Raw genomic sequence first — 15,987 nt, 5'->3', positions numbered from 1 at the left:
CCAGCACGGGCGGGTGCCGGGGGGCGACTTCTGTCTCCGGCTGGTCCTTGATGGGGAGTTGGGCGTGGTGCGGATCGAGGTCGATGACGCCTCGGGTGCGAAACGGCCCCCTGAGAGCCCGCCCTCGTCGTACCCCGAGGGCGAGTCGGGCCGTGGGCTTCTTCTGGTGGACGTTCTGGCGGTTCGCTGGGGCTCGGCGCCTCGTCATCCGTTGGGCAAGACGGTCTGGGCGGACGTGTCGATCGATGCTTCAGTCCACTGACCATGCAACGTACGAACCCCATCCCGCAGTTCGCGGAATGGGGTTCAGTGGAGCGCCGGGCAGGCCTTGCACCTGCACCTCCCCGCAGGAAGCGGGGCGTCTTTCCTTGGACCACCGACGCATCACCAGGTTCCGGGAGTTCCCGTGACCTCGTGATCATGAGTCTATGTCATACCGGCGGATGATCCAACTCGCGTGCCACCCACCCGATATCGGCGATCTCCAGCGCTGCCGTCCTCTCCGTGCAGGGCATGAACGGCAGGGTGTTCGTGCGGCCGCCTTGTGGCGGTCGGCGGCGTGGGTGGTGCAGTGTCAATGGGGCGTCGAACACACCTTGAACAACGCGAGAACCCCATCCCGCAGTGCACGGAATGGGGTTCTATTGGAGCGCCGGGCAGGCCTTGCACCTGCATCTCCCCGCAGGAAGCGGGGCGTCTTTCCTTGGACCACCAACGCATTACCAGGTTCCGGGAGTTCGTTCCGGCGACCTCGTGATCATGAGTCTACGTCATGCCGACGGATGATCCAACTCGCGTGTCACACGCACCCGGTAGCCACCGGAGGCGTTCGTTCCCTCGACGGTGACGGCGATGCCCGCCTTCGGGTCCCTGAAGGTCTGCCCGGGGGTGTACGGCGCGTCGGAGAGTTCGGCCTGGACGTTGGGGCTGCGGGTGCAACCGCCGCTGTCGGGGCGGGAGTCCTGCACCGTGATGGGCCCGTTGCCGGTGTCGACGTCCGCGTCCACCCGGTAGACGAGGACCCCGGGTCGGCACACCACCGTGTCGTTGCCCTCGGGGGTGCGCAGCTCAAGCGCGTACCCGGCCTGGGAGTTGATCGGTACGAAGACCAGCTTGCGGCCCCCGGCGCGGCCCAGCGGCGCGAGCGTGTACTCGGTGCTGCCGCGCCTGCTCGCACAGCTCACCTGGGAGTCGTCGAGCCAGCCGAGCTTCCACTTGTGCCAGGCGAGCAGGTCGTTGTCGGCGCCCCAGTCCTCGCTCATGATGTCCCAGTGCCCGGCCGCGGCCCCGCCCTCCTGGGTGTAGAGGTCCGGCAGGCCGAAGACATGGCTGTTCTCGTGCGGCAGGACCCGGTAGCCGGTCAGCGCGTAGGAGCCGGAACCGTCGTCCTGGCGGCCGTAGATGAAGGACGCGTTCGCGATCGGCACGCCGTCGGCGTCCGGGGCCTCGGCGTTGGCCGCGAAGGTCACCGACAGGACCGTGTCCAGGGCGGAGGGGCCCGCATTCGGGGTGGCCAGGACGTTCAGCAGGTCGTAGCGGCGGAAGTCCACCTGGGGGCCGGCGGCGGTCACGATGTCCCGGAGCAGCGCGCGGTAGCCGGGGTCGAAGGGGGCGCCGCGTTCGATCCCGTAGGCCTTGAACGGCTTGGGCATCCGCAGCCAGTGGCCTATCGGGGCCTGGGGGCGGTAGTCGAGGCGGCCGTACGAACTGGTGCTGAACCACTTGCGGGTCTGCGGGAAGAACTCGGCGTACCGGTCGAGTGCGCTGCCCTGGCCGGGCGCGTCGGAGAAGTCGATCATGAGGATCAGGGCCCGGACGGTGCCGGTGGAGCGGGCGTAGCCGGGGGCGGTCGGGATGCCCTCCGACATCTGGACGCCTATGCGGCCGTGGATCATGCAGGGGCGAAGGGCCGAGGAGCGGCCCGGGGCTATCGCGCCCGCCGTCGCCGGATCGTCCGCGCGCAGGGGCCCGTTGGTGGCGGAGGTGCTGACCGCCAGCGTCAGCAGGGTGACCGAGGCGAGTGCGGCGGCGCGGCGCGGGCGTATCCGGCGGCTGGACGGCTGCATGCAGTGCCCTTCGCTCCACGGCAGCCACCGGCCTCCGGCTGCACCCTTGCGATCACCCTCTGGCGGGGCGCGCGGGGGCGCTCGTTGGAGCGGCCCGAACGAGGGGTTGTCGGGTGCGGAAGGGGTGAAGAGCGGGGGAGCCGGGGCGTTCCGGCCGGGGGCGGGGCGGGGCGGGGCAGGGCAGGGCAGGCGGCACGGCTCCGCCTCGGTCGATCCGGTCGGGCTCAGTGCAGCCAGGGCGGGTCCATCCGGTCCGGCTCAGCGCAGCCAGGGCAGGTCCGCCCCCGACTCCTTCGGCTGCAGCCCCTCCGCGACGATCGTCATGATCTCGCCGAGGGCCGTCCGCTGCTCGGGGGTGAGCCGGTCGAACAGCGCCTGGCGCACCGCCGCCACATGGCCGGGCGCGGTGCGCGTCAGCGCCTCGTACCCCTCGTCCGTGAGGATCGCGAGTTGCCCGCGCTTGTCGGAGGGGCAGCTCTCGCGTCGTACCCAGCCGTTCTTCGCCAGGCTGGCGACGGCGTGGGAGAGCCGCGAGCGCGTGATCTTCGCGCGCCTGGCCAACTCGGTCATCCGCAGCCGACGGTCCGGGGCCTCGGCAAGCTGGACGAGCAGCCCGTAGTACACGTGCGGCATCCCCGCGTCCCGCTGCAACTGCCGGTCGAGATGGTCCTCGAGAAGGGTCACGGCGTGCATGTAGGCACGCCAGGTGCGCTGCTCCTCGTCGGTGAGCCAGCGGGTGCCCGCGGCGGATGCCCTCTCCATGCCCCCAACTGTACGAGAACTGTTCTTGAAGATTGAACAAGTGTGGCGTTACGCTGCCGGAGGGAAAGCTTGAGACTTCAAGCAACTCACAGCTCACCAGCTCACCAGCTCACCGGCTCGTCAACTCACCAGCTCATCGGCCGAGTACTGAACGACCGAGCAACCGAATCAACTGGAAGGGAGTCGCCGTGCGTATGCCCGCGCTCTATCTGAGTCATGGCGCGCCCCCGCTGGCCGACGACCCGGTCTGGCCCGGTCAGCTCGCCGCCTGGGCCGCCGACCTGCCACGGCCCAAGGCGGTCCTCATGGTCTCCGCCCACTGGGAGGAGGCCCCGCTGGCCCTCGGCGCGGTGCGCACCGTCCCCCTCGTGTACGACTTCTGGGGCTTCCCCGAGCACTACTACCGGGTGACCTACGAGGCTCCCGGCGCCCCGGAACTCGCCGACAGCGTACGGAAGTTGCTGCGCGCCCCCGGGGTCCCCGTACAGGACGTCCCGGAACGTGGCCTCGATCACGGCGCGTATGTCCCGCTGGTCGAGATGTTCCCCGAGGCCGACATCCCCGTTCTTCAGATCTCCCTGCCGACCCTCGATCCGGTGAAGCTGATGGAGATCGGCCGCAAGTTGGCGCCGCTGCGCGACGAGGGCGTCCTGATCGTCGGGTCGGGGTTCTTCACGCACAACCTCGCGGCCCTGCGTCACGCCGGCGGGGGAGCGCCGGGCTGGTCGGTGGAGTTCGACGACTGGGGGCGTCGTGCCCTGGACGACGGTGATGCCGACGCCCTCCTCGACTTCGCCCACGCGTCCCCGGCGGGCTCCCTCGCCCACCCCCGCACCGAGCACTTCGCCCCGCTCTTCGTGACGATGGGCGCGGCGGACGCGACGGGCGAACTGCGTGCGCAGCGGTCGGTGATCGACGGGTTCTGGATGGGGCTGGCGAAGCGGTCGGTGCAGTTCGGGTAGCGGGCGGCGGCTCGGGCGCGCGGCGCCCCGGGGTTGTCAGGTGCGCGCGTCAGGTCGCGCGCACCCACGGGTCCATCGCTGTGGCAACCATCGGCCGGTCTGGGTCGTCTTCAGGGTGGGAGAGCGGACGGGGAGCATTGCTCTTCCGGTGTGAAGACCTTGATGTCAGATGTGACGGGCGTCTCATTCATGACGGGGTGGGGGGCGCGCGTGAGGGCGGTGAGGTCACCGTCGACTCCCGGTCTGACCTGCACCTCACTACGTATCGTCAGCATCCTGTACCGCCGTGTGGTGGCGCAGGATACTGCATGATCACGAAACTTGAGGGACGGGTTGGGAATTCTGTCCGGATTCCAGTCGTTGTTTCCATCAGATGCCGGGCACCCGAAAGGTGGCCGAAGCGTCGCAGGACCATCGCCAGCCCTCCCCTGCTCTCGGGCTTGCTCGAGCGGGGGACCCCAACCGCAAGGGAGCACGCATGGCAACCCGTGCCGTCGCCCGTCGCAAGGCCGCCGCAGGCGGGACCATCGACGCGGCACACAGTGTTCGCGCCCATGGCGGCGAGATCGCCGATCGCGACCTGGTCGGCATGTACCTGGACGAGATCGCGCGTACGCCGCTGCTCGACGCCGCGAGGGAGGTCGAGCTGTCCCAGATCATCGAGGCCGGTGTGTTCGCGCGACAGATCCTCGACGGCGAGGAGAAGGCCAAGGCCGACGCCACGCGCGAGGAGCTGGAGGCTCTGGTCGCCGAAGGGGAGCGGGCGAAGGACGTCTTCATCCGCTCGAACCTCCGGCTCGTCGTCGCTGTGGCGCGCCGCTATCCGCGCAGCGGTCTTCCGCTGCTCGACCTGATCCAGGAGGGAAACGCAGGTCTGGTGCGCGCGGTCGAGAAGTTCGACTACCGCAAGGGCTTCAAGTTCTCCACCTACGCGACCTGGTGGATCCGTCAGGCCATCACGCGCTCCATCGCCGACCAGTCGCGGACCATCCGGCTGCCCGTCCATCTGGTCGAGGAGCTGGGCCGGATCCGCCGTGTCCAGCGGGAGTTCAACCGCGAGCACGGGCGCGAGCCGGAGCCGGGCGAGATCGCGGCGGAGCTGGGCGCGACCCCGGAGCGGGTCATCGACGTGCTCGACTGGGCCCGTGACCCGGTCTCGCTGAACATGTCGGTGGACGACGAGGGCGAGACGCAGTTCGGCGATCTGCTGGAGGACACCTCGGCGGTGACGCCGGAGCAGTCGGTGCTCACGCTGCTGCGCAGCGAGGAGTTGGACGACCTCATCGGCCGACTCGACCAGCGCACGGCGTCGATCATCAAGATGCGGTACGGCATCGAGGACGGCCGGGAGCGCACGCTGACGGAGGTCGGCAAGGAGCACGGCCTGACGCGTGAGCGGATCCGCCAGATCGAGAAGCACGCGCTGCTGGAACTGAAGAAGCTGGCCCGGGACACGGGGTTCGACGCGGCGGCGTGACCGCCCGCGCGGGCCTAAGACGCGTGGGATGTGGCGCTGTTACGTCGCTTCGACCTCGCGGACCGGGGCACAAGACCAACGAGCCCCTCGCTCGACGACAGGGGGCCGGGCCGGTACGGCTCGCGCCCCCGCAGACCGAGTCCCGACGCACTCCCCCCGGCGGCGGGACTCTCCCCGAGCCGGGCTTCGGCGCCGTTCCCCCGGGCGTCGGGGCCCGGCTCCACTCATGCCCCGTGCCGCAGGTCTCCGTACGGGTCACGCCCTGTGCGGGGCCTTGAGCACAGGCTCGACGGGCCGCCCCGGACCTGAACCCCGGGGCGGCCCGGAGCGCCGATTGTGCCACAGCGACGTAACCCGCTGTCCGCGCCCGGTGTCTCTCCGCGAGCGGGAACGCCCTTATGTGCCGGGGGAGTTCGCGGCCCTGCTCAACCGTTCCCCCAAGTCCCGTACCGCCGCGACCAGTTCGGGCGGCTGGTGCACGGTGAAGTCGCACTCGGCCAGCGCGAGGCGCACCGCGAGCCACTCCACGGAGTCGCTCGCGGTGCCGCGCAGCCGGCAGCTCTCCCTGTCGAGCGGTTCGGGCGTGCCGAACCAGCGGGGCAGCCGCGCCGCGACCAGGTCGGCGGGCGCGGCGAAGGTCACCTCGAACGCGTATGTCTCCTGCCTCCGTCGGACCGACCGTCGCAGATACTCCGCCGCGTCCCCCGTCGGCAGCTCCCGCGGCGTGAACCGCGCGCCCGTCGCGAACGGCTCGTCCACCCGGTCGACCCGGAACGTCCGCCAGTCGTCGCGATCGACGTCGTAGGCCACGAGGTACCAGCGGCGTCCGGTCGACACCAGCCGGTGCGGCTCCGTGAGGCGTCGCGACGGGGTGCCGTCCTTGGCGCGGTAGGCGAAGCGCAGCCGCTCCTGGCCCGCGATCGCCGAGGCCATCACGGTGAGGGTCTCGGGCGCGACGCGCACCCCGTCGCCGAAGGCCACGGCGGTGGTGGCGGCCTGCAGCGTGGCCACGCGGTGGCGCAGCCGGCTCGGCAGCACCTGCTCCAGCTTGGCCAGGGCCCGTACGGAGGCCTCGTCCACGCCCTCCACCGCGTGCCCGGCGCCGGCGCGCAGCCCCACCGCGATCGCCACGGCCTCCTCGTCGTCCAGCACCAGCGGTGGCATGGCCTTCCCGGCGGCCAGCCGGTAGCCGCCGTCGGCCCCCTTGGTGGCGTGCACCGGGTAGCCCAGCTCGCGCAGCCGGTCGATGTCCCGGCGGACGGTGCGCCGGGAGACACCGAGCCGCTCGGAGAGTTCCCCGCCGGGCCACTCGCGCGGCGTCTGGAGGAGCGAGAGGAGCTGGAGGAGGCGCGCCGGAGTGTCGGTCGTCATACGTTCCAGGGTGCCGCACCAGTAGGACACGATCTGACCTAATGGCCCCATAGCTTCGCGGCATGACCTCACCCGAGAGCACACTCAGTACCGCCGCGGGCGCGGACGACCGGCGTCGCTGGATCGCGCTCGCCATCGTGATGACCGCGGCCTTCATGGACCTGGTCGATGTCACCATCGTCAACATCGCGATCCCGTCGATCCAGCGGGACGCGGGCGCCACGTTCAGCCAGATCCAGTGGATCACCGCGGGGTACGCGCTCGCCTTCGCCGCCGGGCTCATCACCGGGGGCCGCCTCGGTGACATCCACGGTCGCAAGCGCGTCTTCCTGCTCGGCGTGGCCGGGTTCACGCTCGCCTCGGCGCTGTGCGGCTTCGCCGCGAACCCGGAGATGCTCGTCGCCTCGCGGATCCTTCAGGGCGCGATGGCCTCGTTGATGGTGCCGCAGGTGCTCGCGATCGTGCACGCCAGCTTCCCGGCGCACGAGCGGGGCAAGGTCTTCGGGCTCTTCGGCGCGATCGTCGGCCTGGGGGCGGTCTCGGGGCCGCTGCTCGGCGCGCTGCTCACCCAGTGGAACCTGTTCGGTCTCGAATGGCGCCCCATCTTCCTGATCAACCTGCCGGTCGGTTTCGCCGCGCTGGTCCTGGGGCGGCGCTTCATCACGGAGTCGAAGGCCCCGCGGGCGCTGCGCCTGGACCTTCCCGGGGTCGCCCTGGTCACCCTCGGCCTGCTGATGCTGCTCTACCCGCTCACCCGGGGCCGTGAGCTGGGCTGGCCGCTGTGGGGGTATCTGTCGATGGCGGGCGCGCTGGTCGTCTTCGCGGCGCTGGTCGCGTACGAGAAGCGCAAGGCGGCGCGCGACGGCTCCCCGCTGGTCGAGCTGTCCCTGTTCCGGGTGAAGAGCTTCGCGGCGGGCATCGCGGTGCAGACGGTGTTCGGGGTCGGCCTCGGCGTCTTCTTCCTGGTCTGGACGCTGTATCTGCAGGTCGGGCTGGGCTGGAGCGCGCTGCGGAGCGGGCTCACGGGCGTGCCGTTCTCGATCGCGGTCTCGGCGGCGGCCGGGATGTCCGTGCAGAAGCTTGTCCCGCGCTTCGGGCGCAAGGTGTTGCAGACGGGCGCGCTGGTGATGGCGGCGGGCGTCCTTCTCTACATCGCGGCGGCCGACCGCTACGGACCGGCCATCACCGCTTGGCAGATGATCCTGCCGCTGGTGGTCATGGGGGTGGGCATGGGCCTGATCGTGGCCCCGCTGACGGACGCGGTGCTCTCCGAGGTGCCGCGCGAGCACTCCGGGTCGGCGTCGGGTCTGATCAACACGGTGCAGCAGATGGGCAACGCGCTGGGTCTCGGGCTGGTGTCGGTGGTCTTCTTCGGTGAGATCGACGACCGGCTGCGTCCCGAGCAGGTGGGCCCGGCGTTCGCACACGCCTTCCAGCACGCACTGGGCTGGGTCGCGGCGGTCCTGGTGACGATCTTCCTGTTGATGTTCGCCCTGCCGAAGCGCCCGGCCCAACACGTCGAGGGCGCGGGGGACTCGGCGGCGTCCACCGAGACGGAGACGACCGAGGACCGGGTACTGGTCTCCTGAACGGTGCGGAAGCGCCGGGCAGTTGCTGCCGGGGCGCCGGCGGGTCTCGCACACGACGCGACCCGTCGGGCGCCGCTGTGCGCCGCGCGTGACCGCGGTGCTTCGTGCCATTCGTGCCATACGGGCCCCGCGGTGCTTCGTGCCGGGTGGGACGCCCGGGGTCAGCGGCCTTGGCCGCGTGGGGTGGCGCGGCGTTCCATCGCCTGGCGTGCCGCCTCCTCCGTCGTGTAGACCTCACACATATGGCGGCCGTCCGGCGTCGCCGTGTGCTCGACCTCCCACAGGGACAGCTCCCGGCCGTCGCGCAGCAGGAACGCGTGCTCGTAGAGCGAGAAGCACAGCCCCGCCCGGCCCGCCCGCCACGGCCGCCCGAAGGTCTGGGTGATCTCGTGAGCGAAGGCCGAGCGGAGCAGTAACGTCGTCAGATCCGGGCCCGGCCGGTCCGGGTTCTCCGCCCGGCGCAGCAGCCGGCGCGCATGGTCCGCGGAGTCGTCCGGCAGATACACATGGCGGGGCTCGGGGATCGACGCCAGATGCACCAGGACCGGCAGGTCGATGTCGGGGGTGTCCTGCGGCAGCGGAAGCCGCGCCGTGGCGGCGCGCAACTCCTCCTCGTCCACATACACCTCGTGCTCCAGATGCCCGCCCGGCGCCGTGTTGTGGACCAGCTCCCACAGGGTGACCGTCGAGCCGTCGGTGAGCAGCCAGGTGTGCCGGTACGTCTCCCGGTACAGCCCGGCGCTGTGGAGCGCGGAGTGCAGCGAACTGTCGTGCGCCAGCGCGCAGTCGAGCCGCTCGACCGTCTCGTCGGGCAGCTCGAAGGAGTTCAGGGTCCGGCCGAGGAGTCGCGCGAGGTGCTCCTCAGGAGACTCGGGCGACTCGGGTGGTTCGTACGCTGCCGTCTCGTACGGAACGCTCAAGGTCCCTCCCGGCGTTGCTACATGTCACCTAGTGGGTGCATACCGTAGCCCCTCGGTCGGACATCATGTCCGAGAACCGAGAAAACGTACGGGGGAAAAACGGGCGGGCCGCGCGACGAGTTCCCGCGCGGCCCGCCCTGCTGTCACCGTGCCCGGATCAGACGGCACTTCCCGCGGTCCACTCGCTCCACGGCATGTTCCAGCCGTTCAGGCCGTTGTCCGGGGAGACCGTCTTGTCGGGGGAGTTCTTGACGACCACGACGTCCCCCGTCAGCGAGCTGTCGTAGAACCACTTGGCGGAGGTGGCGCCCTGCCCGCCCTGTACGTCCGTCATGCCCACACAGCCATGGCTGGTGCCCTCGCGCCCGAAGGGTGGATTGCTCGGGTTGTACCAGTAGTTGCCGTGGATGAACGTGCCGGACTGCGTCAGCCGCATCGCGTGCGGCACATCCGCGATGTCGTACTCGCCGCCCATGCCGACCGTCTGGCTGTTCATCCGCGTCCGCAGGAACTTCTCCGAGATCACCATCTGCCCGTTGTACGTGGTGTGCTCCGCGCTGCCCGTGGACACCGGGATCGTCTTGACGGTCTGCCCGTCCCGCACGACCGTCATCGTCTGCGTCTGCGCGTCCACCGTGGAGACCTGGGAGCGGCCGACCGTGAACGTCATCGTCTTCTTCTGCACGCCGTAGACGCCGCTCGCGCCCTGCACCTTGTCGAGGTCGATCTTCACCGTGACCTTGGAGCCGGCCTTCCAGTAGTCCTCGGGACGGAAGTCCAGCCGCTGCGTCCCGAACCAGTGCCCCACGACCTGCTGCCCGCTGCTCGACGTCACCGAGATGCGCGACTGCACCGTCTTCCGGTTGGTGATCGCCTTGTCGAAGGTGAACGACACCGGCATGCCGACCCCGACCGTCGTCCCGTCGTCGGGCGTGTACGTCCCGATGAAGCTGTTGGCCGTGGTCACCGTGGTGAAGATGGAGTTGGCGGCGGCGACGCGGTCGTCCCCGTCCTTGGCGGTGGCGCTGATCTCGTACTTCGTCCCCCGTTCCAGCCGCTCCTTCGGCTTCCAGGACGTTCCGTCCGCGGCGATCTCCCCCGCCACGGCCGTGCCCGTCCCGGCCACCGTCATCTTCACCTCGGTCAGCTTCCCGTCACTGACCTTCACCCCGGTCGCGTTGATCGACGCACCCGTCGATCCGTCCTTCGCGGAGATGACGATCTTCGCGTCGGAGCTTCCGGCCGCGTTCTTCCCGCCGTTGTGGTTGTCGGCGTTGGCGCTGCCGCCGCAGGCAGTGAGGGTCAGGGCGCCGATCACAAGGGCGGCACTGGCCCCCAGTACGCGCCGCTCTCGCATGTTCGGCGTTGTCACGGGCTTCTCCCAAGTCATCGTCGTGGTGTACGTGGTCCGCTCGAGTACGTGGACATAGAGCGAAGGTCGCACCAAAGGGTTCCCGCACGCCGCGGGGAGCGCCATTGCGTGACAGAACCGCGACAATCGCCCGGCCCCGGTGATCACCGGCTTCCGTACAACTCCTCGTAGGACGGCCAGGTTCCGCCCGATCCGTCCACCGATACGGCGGCACGCACGGCCCGTACGATCGCGCGCGTCACCAGGTCCGCGCCCACCGCGAGCAGGTCGTTGAGCGCCAGCGGATGCGCGGGGGCCAGGGGCCGCGCTCCGGTCGCCAGCGCGAACACCGTGTCCCCGTCGTTGAGCAGATGCACCGGGCGCAGGGCACGCGCGATGCCGTCGTGCGCCGTACCCGCGAGCTTCTGCGCCTGCGCCTTGGTGAGATCGGCGTCGGTCGCCACGACCGCGAGCGTCGTGTTCAGCGTCGGCCGCCGGTTCGCGGCGTCGGCCTCGGCGAGCCGCCGACGCGCCGCCTCGTGCACCTCGCGCGCCGGGTGTTCGACCGGCCCCTGGAACAACTCCCCGTACAGCACGCCCGTTTCGGGGTCCAGCGCCGAACCCGCCGCGTTGCACACCACCAGCGCGCCGACCGTGATGCCCGAGTCGAGCACCGTACTTGCCGTCCCGACCCCGCCCTTGAGCGCCCCGACCACCGCGCCCGCACCCGCGCCCACGCAGCCCTCGGCGACGGGCGCCCCCGGCTCGGTCCCGGCGGCGGCCTCGACCGCGGCCCGGCCGACGGCCGCGTCCGGTCGTGCCCTGAACTCCCCACCGCGACCCAGGTCGAAGACGCAGGCGGCAGGCACGACCGGCACCACATGCGCCGGGTCGGGGCCGACGCGCACCCCGCGCCCCCGCTCCTCCAGCCAGGCCATCACCCCCGACGCCGCGTCGAGCCCGTACGCGCTGCCGCCCGTCAGGACGACCGCCTCGACCTTCTGCACGAGGTTGCGCGGATCCAGCGCGTCGGTCTCCTTGGTGCCGGGACCGCCGCCGCGTACGTCCACGGCCGCGACCGCGCCGCCCTCCGGAGCGAGCACCACCGTGGTGCCCGTGAGCCATCCCTCCCCGATCCGTGTGGCATGCCCCACACGCAGACCAGCGACATCCGTCAGAGCGTCAACTGTCATGAGTTCACGATCCATTGCTCCTCGGCGCCACGACCTCACACGCGGCCGTCCCTGCCGCCATTGTCCCCCCTCACGGCCACGACGGCCCCAAGTCCCGCGCCGATCACCGCCGTCGACGCCACCGCGGTCGATGCCACCGCCGCGGACGCCGCGGGCGCGCTGTCAGCGGAAGCGGTGGCCGTCGCGTATGCCGGGCGGGGGCGCGTCGGCTTCGTCGCGCACGTTGCGTCCCACCCTCACCACGTATGCCACGAGGCCAAGGGCCAGCGCGGTGCCCGCATACCCGATGAACATGTCGGTCCTGCGAGGCGACTCGGCATAGGCCTCGCCCTGAGCCGACACCCAGATCTGCTGACCGGTGACGTCCATGCCCAGCCCCTCCTCGTCCCACACGCCGTCCTCGGGCACGCCGTCGATGGGGCCGCGCACCGTGTGACCCGCCGGGTCCCTCCACGCGAAGACATCGGGGCCGTGCCCGTCGGTGACGACGGTCCGGTAGCCGGACAGATAGGCGTGTGTGGAGAACAGCCCGTACCCCAGCGGGAGCGCCACGACGACCAACGCCACCAGCCACCAGAACACCCGTGCCTTCCGGCGCGAGGTCTGGGGGCCGCGCCCCTTGTCTCCGCTCCCGCCCACCCTGTCCCTCCTGGAACCGTCCCGGCTCGGGCTTCCGCCAGGGACGTACCCTGGGGTCATGAGCACCGCCCCCGAACCGCGCGAACCCAAGAACGTACTGATCTTCGACGACCCGCTGGACCAGCAGTCCTCGGACGACACGGACCGCGGATGGGGCGAGCGGCCCGGCAGTGACGACAGCGCGGCCGACCTGAAGCGCTTCCTCGACGAGAAGCCGCCCCACCACATCTGACCCCCTCGGTCGACGAGCCGCCCCGGCGCGCTCAGCACAGCGTCACCGCCAGCCGTGAGGTCGCTCCCGCACCGGCCAGCCGCGCAGCCGTGGCACGCGGCACCGACAGCAGGAGCAGCGCACCGCTCTCCGCGACAGCGACGTCCGGTACCCGCGTCACCCGGGCCCCGGCCGCGACCACCTGTGCGGAGCCGGATCCGCCGTCGGCCGCGATCACGTCGACCCGGTCGCCCGGCCGCAGCATCCGTACCGTCGCCCCGTCCGCGATCCGCACGGGCGCCGTCACCGTCTCGACCGGGGGACGCTTCCGCGCGGGCTCGGCTGCCGCCGCCGCGCCGGTCTCGGGCCCCGGATGCCCCCGCGCCCCCTCGGCAGCGCGCGGCCCCGCCGCCACGAGCGCTGCGGCGCCGACGGCCAGGCCCATGGCCACCGCCCGCCTCCGATGCCGTACAAGACACCGCAGCCGCTGCCGCCCGCCGCGTACACGCACCGGGGCGAAGCGCGGCACCGCGCAGGTCGGAGGCGTGTCCGTACGCACCCCGACGCCCCAGCCCGGCCGCCGCGCGGAAGCGCCGACAGACAACGAGCCCGGCCCTGCGGAGGACCGGCCTGCCCCGGACCGGCCGACGGAGACGGGGAGTTGAGCCATGCTGACCACCACCTGCATCACGAGATCCACGAGAACGGGACGTGATCCACGATGAGGCCTCGAGCCGAAGTCCGCTGACGGCCGTGGACTACCGGCCGGTTGTGGACAACTCACTCACCCGAAGGGGGTGTTCCGGTCGCGCCCCGCACCCGCCCCGCCACCGCACCCGCCCCGCTACGGCAGCGCGAACCCCGGATCCATCCCGCCCAGCGCCTTCGTGCACAGGCAGTCCCGCTTCTCGTTCGCCGGAAGTCCCGCGACCGCGTCGAACAGCACGCCCCGCAGCCGGTCCACGTTCGCCGCGAACACTTCGAGCACCTCGTCGTGCGAGACGCCCTCGCCGGTCTCGGCGCCCGCGTCCAGATCCGTGACCAGGGTCAACGACGTGTAGCACAGCTCCAGTTCACGGGCGAGCGCGGCTTCGGGGTGGCCGGTCATGCCCACCACGGACCAGCCCTGCGCCTGGTGCCACAACGATTCGGCACGAGTGGAGAACCGCGGGCCCTCGACCACGACCAGGGTGCCGCCGTCCACCGGCTCCCAGTTCCGCCCCCGCGCCGCCGCCAGGGCCGTCCTGCGGCCGGTGGGGCAGTAAGGGTCGGCGAGGGAGACATGCACCACGTTCGGCACGGTGCCGTCGGGCAGCGGCAGCCCGTCGAAGTACGACTGCGCGCGGGTCTTCGTACGGTCCACCATCTGGTCCGGCACCAGCAGCGTCCCGGGGCCGTACTCGGCGCGCAGCCCGCCCACCGCGCACGGTCCGAGCACCTGGCGCACCCCGACCGAACGCAGCGCCCACAGGTTGGCGCGGTAGTTGATGCGATGCGGCGGCAGATGGTGGCCGCGGCCGTGGCGGGGGAGGAAGGCGACCCGGCGGCCGGCGATCTCGCCGAGGAAGAGGGAGTCACTGGGCGCGCCGTAGGGGGTGTCGACCTGTATCTCGGTCACGTCGTCCAGGAACGAGTAGAAGCCCGAGCCGCCGATGACACCGATCTCTGCGTTCTCCATGGCGAGCACAGTAGCGGGCCCGGGAAACACCGAGGACCCCGCCGTCGCGACGACGGCAGGGTCTGCGGAAGGAGCTGCGGAAGGGGCCTTACGCGGCAGAGCTGGAGGAGCTGCTGCTCGACGACGATCCGGACGACCCGGAGCCGGACGAGGACGAGGAGTCGCTCGACTTCGAGGAGGACGAGGACGACGAAGCGGAGGAGCTCGACGACTTCGACGACGACGCGGGGCTGCTGCTCGACGACGAGCCGCGGCTGTCGTTGCGGTAGAAGCCGGAGCCCTTGAAGACGATGCCGACGGCAGAGAACACCTTCTTCAGGCGCCCACTGCAGCTGGGGCACTCGGTGAGGGCGTCGTCGGTGAACTTCTGCACCGCCTCGAGGCCCTCGCCGCACGCGGTGCACTGGTACTGGTAGGTCGGCACTTGTCTTCCTCCTGGCACTCTCACTCAATGAGTGCTAACGACGTTCCATACTGGCTTATTCCGAGGGATCAGTCCACTGCTACCGGCGCGCGGTGACCGACACCACGTGCGGCGGTGCGCTCGCGCGGGCCGGTCGCCAGCCACGATCGCAGGGCCACCAGGGTCGCCAGCGCGAGCACCGTACCGGTCATCGGGACCAGGAATCCGGCACCGTCCCACAGGCGGTCCTCGAGCTGTCCGGCCACCGTGACCGCGGCTGCCTGGCCGAGCGCGACCGCGCCGGTCAGCCAGGTGAAGGCCTCGGTACGGGCTTCGGCCGGGACCAGGTCCTCGACCAGCGTGTAGCCGATGATCAGGGTGGGCGCGATGCACATGCCGACCAGGAGGCCGAGGCCCGCCAGGACGAGCGCGGAGTGCGCGAGCCACAGGCCGGAGGCGGTCAGCGCTAGCGCCGTGTAGCCGATGACCAGGCGCCGCTGCGGGGCGGTCTTCCAGGCGACGGCACCGCACACGGCGCCGGAGAGCATGTTGCCGACGGCGAAGACCCCGTACAGCACGCCGGTCAGGCCGGGCTTGCCGATCGACTCGGTGAACGCGGCGAGCGAGACCTGCATGCCGCCGAAGACGGAGCCGATGCCGAGGAAGGTGACGACCAGCACGCGCACCCCGCGGACGCGCAGGGCGGACGTGTGCTTCACGCGCGCGTGCGTCGCGTCGGCGACGGACGGCTGCGTGCGCTTCTGCGCCGCGAACAGCAGCCCGCCGGCCAGCGTCAGCGCCGCCTCGGTGAGCAGGCCCGCGGCCGGGGCCACGGCCGTGCACAGGGCCGTCGCCAGCAGCGGGCCGAGCACGAAGGTCAGCTCGTCGGTGACGGACTCGAAGGCCGCCGCCGTCGCCATCAGGGGCGTGCCCCGGAGCTTCACGCCCCAGCGGGCGCGCACCATGGGGCCGATCTGCGGCACCGAGGCGCCGGTCGGGACGGCTGCCGCGATCAGCGCCCACAGGGGGGCGTCGGTCAGCGCGAGCACGGTCAGGGACACCCCGGACAGGGAGTGCACCAGGACGCCGGGCAGCAGCACGGCGCGCTGGCCGTAGCGGTCGGCGAGCCGGCCGCCGTACGGGGCGAACAGCGCCATGGAGACGCCGGTGACCGCCGCGACGGCGCCCGCGGCCCCGTACGAGCCGGTCGTGTGCTGCACCAGCAGCACGAGGGAGATGGTGAGCATCGCGAACGGCTGACGCGCCGCGAAACCGGGGAGCAGGAACGTCCAGGCGCCGCGCGTGCGCAGCAGTTGCCCGTAGCCCGGACGGGACGACTTCGAGGTGACCGTGGACGCCACGGCC

At 71.2% G+C, this 15,987-nt stretch carries 16 protein-coding genes and 2 tRNA genes; 5 read left to right on the top strand and 13 right to left on the bottom strand.

Going from position 1 to position 15,987, the window contains the following annotated elements; translation table 11 throughout:
* Window positions 1–262, top strand: a 262-nt coding sequence (locus NGF19_RS14650) for an ATP-binding protein (RefSeq protein ID WP_252425313.1), incomplete at its 5' end; no start/stop codon positions are given.
* A 48-nt stretch (window positions 263–310) separates the two neighbouring features.
* On the opposite strand, the gene NGF19_RS14645 is transcribed toward NGF19_RS14650, so the two are convergent.
* The 4 genes from NGF19_RS14645 to NGF19_RS14630 all read right to left on the bottom strand — a co-directional run bounded on the left by NGF19_RS14645 (window position 311) and on the right by NGF19_RS14630 (window position 2,828).
* Window positions 311–383: transfer RNA gene (locus NGF19_RS14645), tRNA-Gly, on the bottom strand.
* A gap of 262 nt (window positions 384–645) precedes the next feature.
* A tRNA-Gly gene (locus tag NGF19_RS14640) sits at window positions 646–718 on the bottom strand.
* A gap of 52 nt (window positions 719–770) precedes the next feature.
* Window positions 771–2,066, bottom strand: coding sequence for a M6 family metalloprotease domain-containing protein (locus tag NGF19_RS14635; RefSeq protein ID WP_252425312.1), 1,296 nt, complete (start codon window positions 2,064–2,066; stop codon window positions 771–773).
* Window positions 2,067–2,324: 258 nt separating this feature from the next.
* Entirely contained in the window at window positions 2,325–2,828 is a 504-nt protein-coding gene (locus NGF19_RS14630) for a MarR family winged helix-turn-helix transcriptional regulator (protein ID WP_252425311.1), read from the bottom strand.
* A 194-nt stretch (window positions 2,829–3,022) separates the two neighbouring features.
* Between NGF19_RS14630 and NGF19_RS14625 the strand changes: the two genes are divergently transcribed.
* The gene (locus NGF19_RS14625; RefSeq protein ID WP_252425321.1) at window positions 3,023–3,790 is read left to right on the top strand and encodes a dioxygenase family protein; all 768 of its coding nucleotides are present in this window, start codon (window positions 3,023–3,025) and stop codon (window positions 3,788–3,790) included.
* Between the two features lie 478 nt (window positions 3,791–4,268).
* Window positions 4,269–5,267 (top strand): sigma-70 family RNA polymerase sigma factor, encoded by a 999-nt coding sequence (locus NGF19_RS14620; RefSeq protein WP_252425310.1) that lies wholly within the window; start codon window positions 4,269–4,271, stop codon window positions 5,265–5,267.
* Between the two features lie 396 nt (window positions 5,268–5,663).
* Here the strand turns inward: NGF19_RS14620 and NGF19_RS14615 are convergent, their stop codons facing one another.
* Window positions 5,664–6,638: a helix-turn-helix transcriptional regulator gene (locus NGF19_RS14615; protein ID WP_252425309.1), complete on the bottom strand. Its 975-nt coding sequence runs from the start codon at window positions 6,636–6,638 to the stop codon at window positions 5,664–5,666.
* Between the two features lie 62 nt (window positions 6,639–6,700).
* Here NGF19_RS14615 and NGF19_RS14610 point away from each other — a divergent pair, with 62 nt between their 5' ends.
* Window positions 6,701–8,227, top strand: a complete 1,527-nt coding sequence (locus NGF19_RS14610) for an MFS transporter (protein ID WP_252425308.1) — start codon at window positions 6,701–6,703, stop codon at window positions 8,225–8,227.
* A gap of 161 nt (window positions 8,228–8,388) precedes the next feature.
* Here the strand turns inward: NGF19_RS14610 and NGF19_RS14605 are convergent, their stop codons facing one another.
* From NGF19_RS14605 to NGF19_RS14590, 4 genes are all read right to left on the bottom strand, one after another.
* Window positions 8,389–9,147 (bottom strand): DUF6227 family protein, encoded by a 759-nt coding sequence (locus NGF19_RS14605; protein ID WP_252425307.1) that lies wholly within the window; start codon window positions 9,145–9,147, stop codon window positions 8,389–8,391.
* A gap of 157 nt (window positions 9,148–9,304) precedes the next feature.
* On the bottom strand, window positions 9,305–10,504 hold the full coding sequence (locus NGF19_RS14600) for a L,D-transpeptidase (RefSeq protein WP_289734910.1): 1,200 nt from the start codon (window positions 10,502–10,504) through the stop codon (window positions 9,305–9,307).
* A gap of 158 nt (window positions 10,505–10,662) precedes the next feature.
* Window positions 10,663–11,691, bottom strand: a complete 1,029-nt coding sequence (locus tag NGF19_RS14595; RefSeq protein ID WP_252425305.1) for a P1 family peptidase — start codon at window positions 11,689–11,691, stop codon at window positions 10,663–10,665.
* Between the two features lie 162 nt (window positions 11,692–11,853).
* A complete protein-coding gene (locus tag NGF19_RS14590) occupies window positions 11,854–12,330 on the bottom strand; it encodes a hypothetical protein (RefSeq protein WP_252425304.1) in 477 nt (158 codons plus the stop codon).
* A 58-nt stretch (window positions 12,331–12,388) separates the two neighbouring features.
* On the opposite strand from NGF19_RS14590, the gene NGF19_RS14585 reads away from it, so the two are divergent.
* Window positions 12,389–12,562 (top strand): hypothetical protein, encoded by a 174-nt coding sequence (locus NGF19_RS14585; protein WP_252425303.1) that lies wholly within the window; start codon window positions 12,389–12,391, stop codon window positions 12,560–12,562.
* Between the two features lie 31 nt (window positions 12,563–12,593).
* Here the strand turns inward: NGF19_RS14585 and NGF19_RS14580 are convergent, their stop codons facing one another.
* From NGF19_RS14580 to NGF19_RS14565, 4 genes are all read right to left on the bottom strand, one after another.
* Window positions 12,594–13,229, bottom strand: coding sequence for a hypothetical protein (locus NGF19_RS14580; RefSeq protein WP_372505657.1), 636 nt, complete (start codon window positions 13,227–13,229; stop codon window positions 12,594–12,596).
* A gap of 156 nt (window positions 13,230–13,385) precedes the next feature.
* On the bottom strand, window positions 13,386–14,219 hold the full coding sequence (locus NGF19_RS14575; RefSeq protein WP_252425301.1) for an S-methyl-5'-thioadenosine phosphorylase: 834 nt from the start codon (window positions 14,217–14,219) through the stop codon (window positions 13,386–13,388).
* An 88-nt stretch (window positions 14,220–14,307) separates the two neighbouring features.
* A complete protein-coding gene (locus NGF19_RS14570) occupies window positions 14,308–14,643 on the bottom strand; it encodes an FmdB family zinc ribbon protein (protein WP_252425300.1) in 336 nt (111 codons plus the stop codon).
* Window positions 14,644–14,711: 68 nt separating this feature from the next.
* Window positions 14,712–15,983, bottom strand: coding sequence for an MFS transporter (locus tag NGF19_RS14565; protein ID WP_252425299.1), 1,272 nt, complete (start codon window positions 15,981–15,983; stop codon window positions 14,712–14,714).
* Window positions 15,984–15,987: the final 4 nt, after the last annotated feature.

Origin of the sequence: Streptomyces macrolidinus, from assembly GCF_023887685.1 — a bacterium.
GTDB lineage: Bacteria > Actinomycetota > Actinomycetes > Streptomycetales > Streptomycetaceae > Streptomyces > Streptomyces macrolidinus.
Note: the sequence above shows the minus strand (reverse complement) of the source record. Positions and strands in the feature narration are given on the sequence as shown.

Excerpts from the sequence above, each read along its gene's own strand:
- NGF19_RS14635 (WP_252425312.1), bottom strand. The coding sequence starts at position 2,066 with ATGCAGCCGTCCAGCCGCCGGATACGCCCGCGCCGCGCCGCCGCACTC.
- NGF19_RS14630 (WP_252425311.1), bottom strand. The coding sequence starts at position 2,828 with ATGGAGAGGGCATCCGCCGCGGGCACCCGCTGGCTCACCGACGAGGAG.
- NGF19_RS14625 (WP_252425321.1), top strand. The coding sequence starts at position 3,023 with ATGCCCGCGCTCTATCTGAGTCATGGCGCGCCCCCGCTGGCCGACGAC.
- NGF19_RS14620 (WP_252425310.1), top strand. The coding sequence starts at position 4,269 with ATGGCAACCCGTGCCGTCGCCCGTCGCAAGGCCGCCGCAGGCGGGACC.
- NGF19_RS14615 (WP_252425309.1), bottom strand. The coding sequence starts at position 6,638 with ATGACGACCGACACTCCGGCGCGCCTCCTCCAGCTCCTCTCGCTCCTC.
- NGF19_RS14610 (WP_252425308.1), top strand. The coding sequence starts at position 6,701 with ATGACCTCACCCGAGAGCACACTCAGTACCGCCGCGGGCGCGGACGAC.
- NGF19_RS14600 (WP_289734910.1), bottom strand. The coding sequence starts at position 10,504 with ATGCGAGAGCGGCGCGTACTGGGGGCCAGTGCCGCCCTTGTGATCGGC.
- NGF19_RS14595 (WP_252425305.1), bottom strand. The coding sequence starts at position 11,691 with ATGACAGTTGACGCTCTGACGGATGTCGCTGGTCTGCGTGTGGGGCAT.
- NGF19_RS14585 (WP_252425303.1), top strand. The coding sequence starts at position 12,389 with ATGAGCACCGCCCCCGAACCGCGCGAACCCAAGAACGTACTGATCTTC.
- NGF19_RS14580 (WP_372505657.1), bottom strand. The coding sequence starts at position 13,229 with ATGCAGGTGGTGGTCAGCATGGCTCAACTCCCCGTCTCCGTCGGCCGG.
- NGF19_RS14575 (WP_252425301.1), bottom strand. The coding sequence starts at position 14,219 with ATGGAGAACGCAGAGATCGGTGTCATCGGCGGCTCGGGCTTCTACTCG.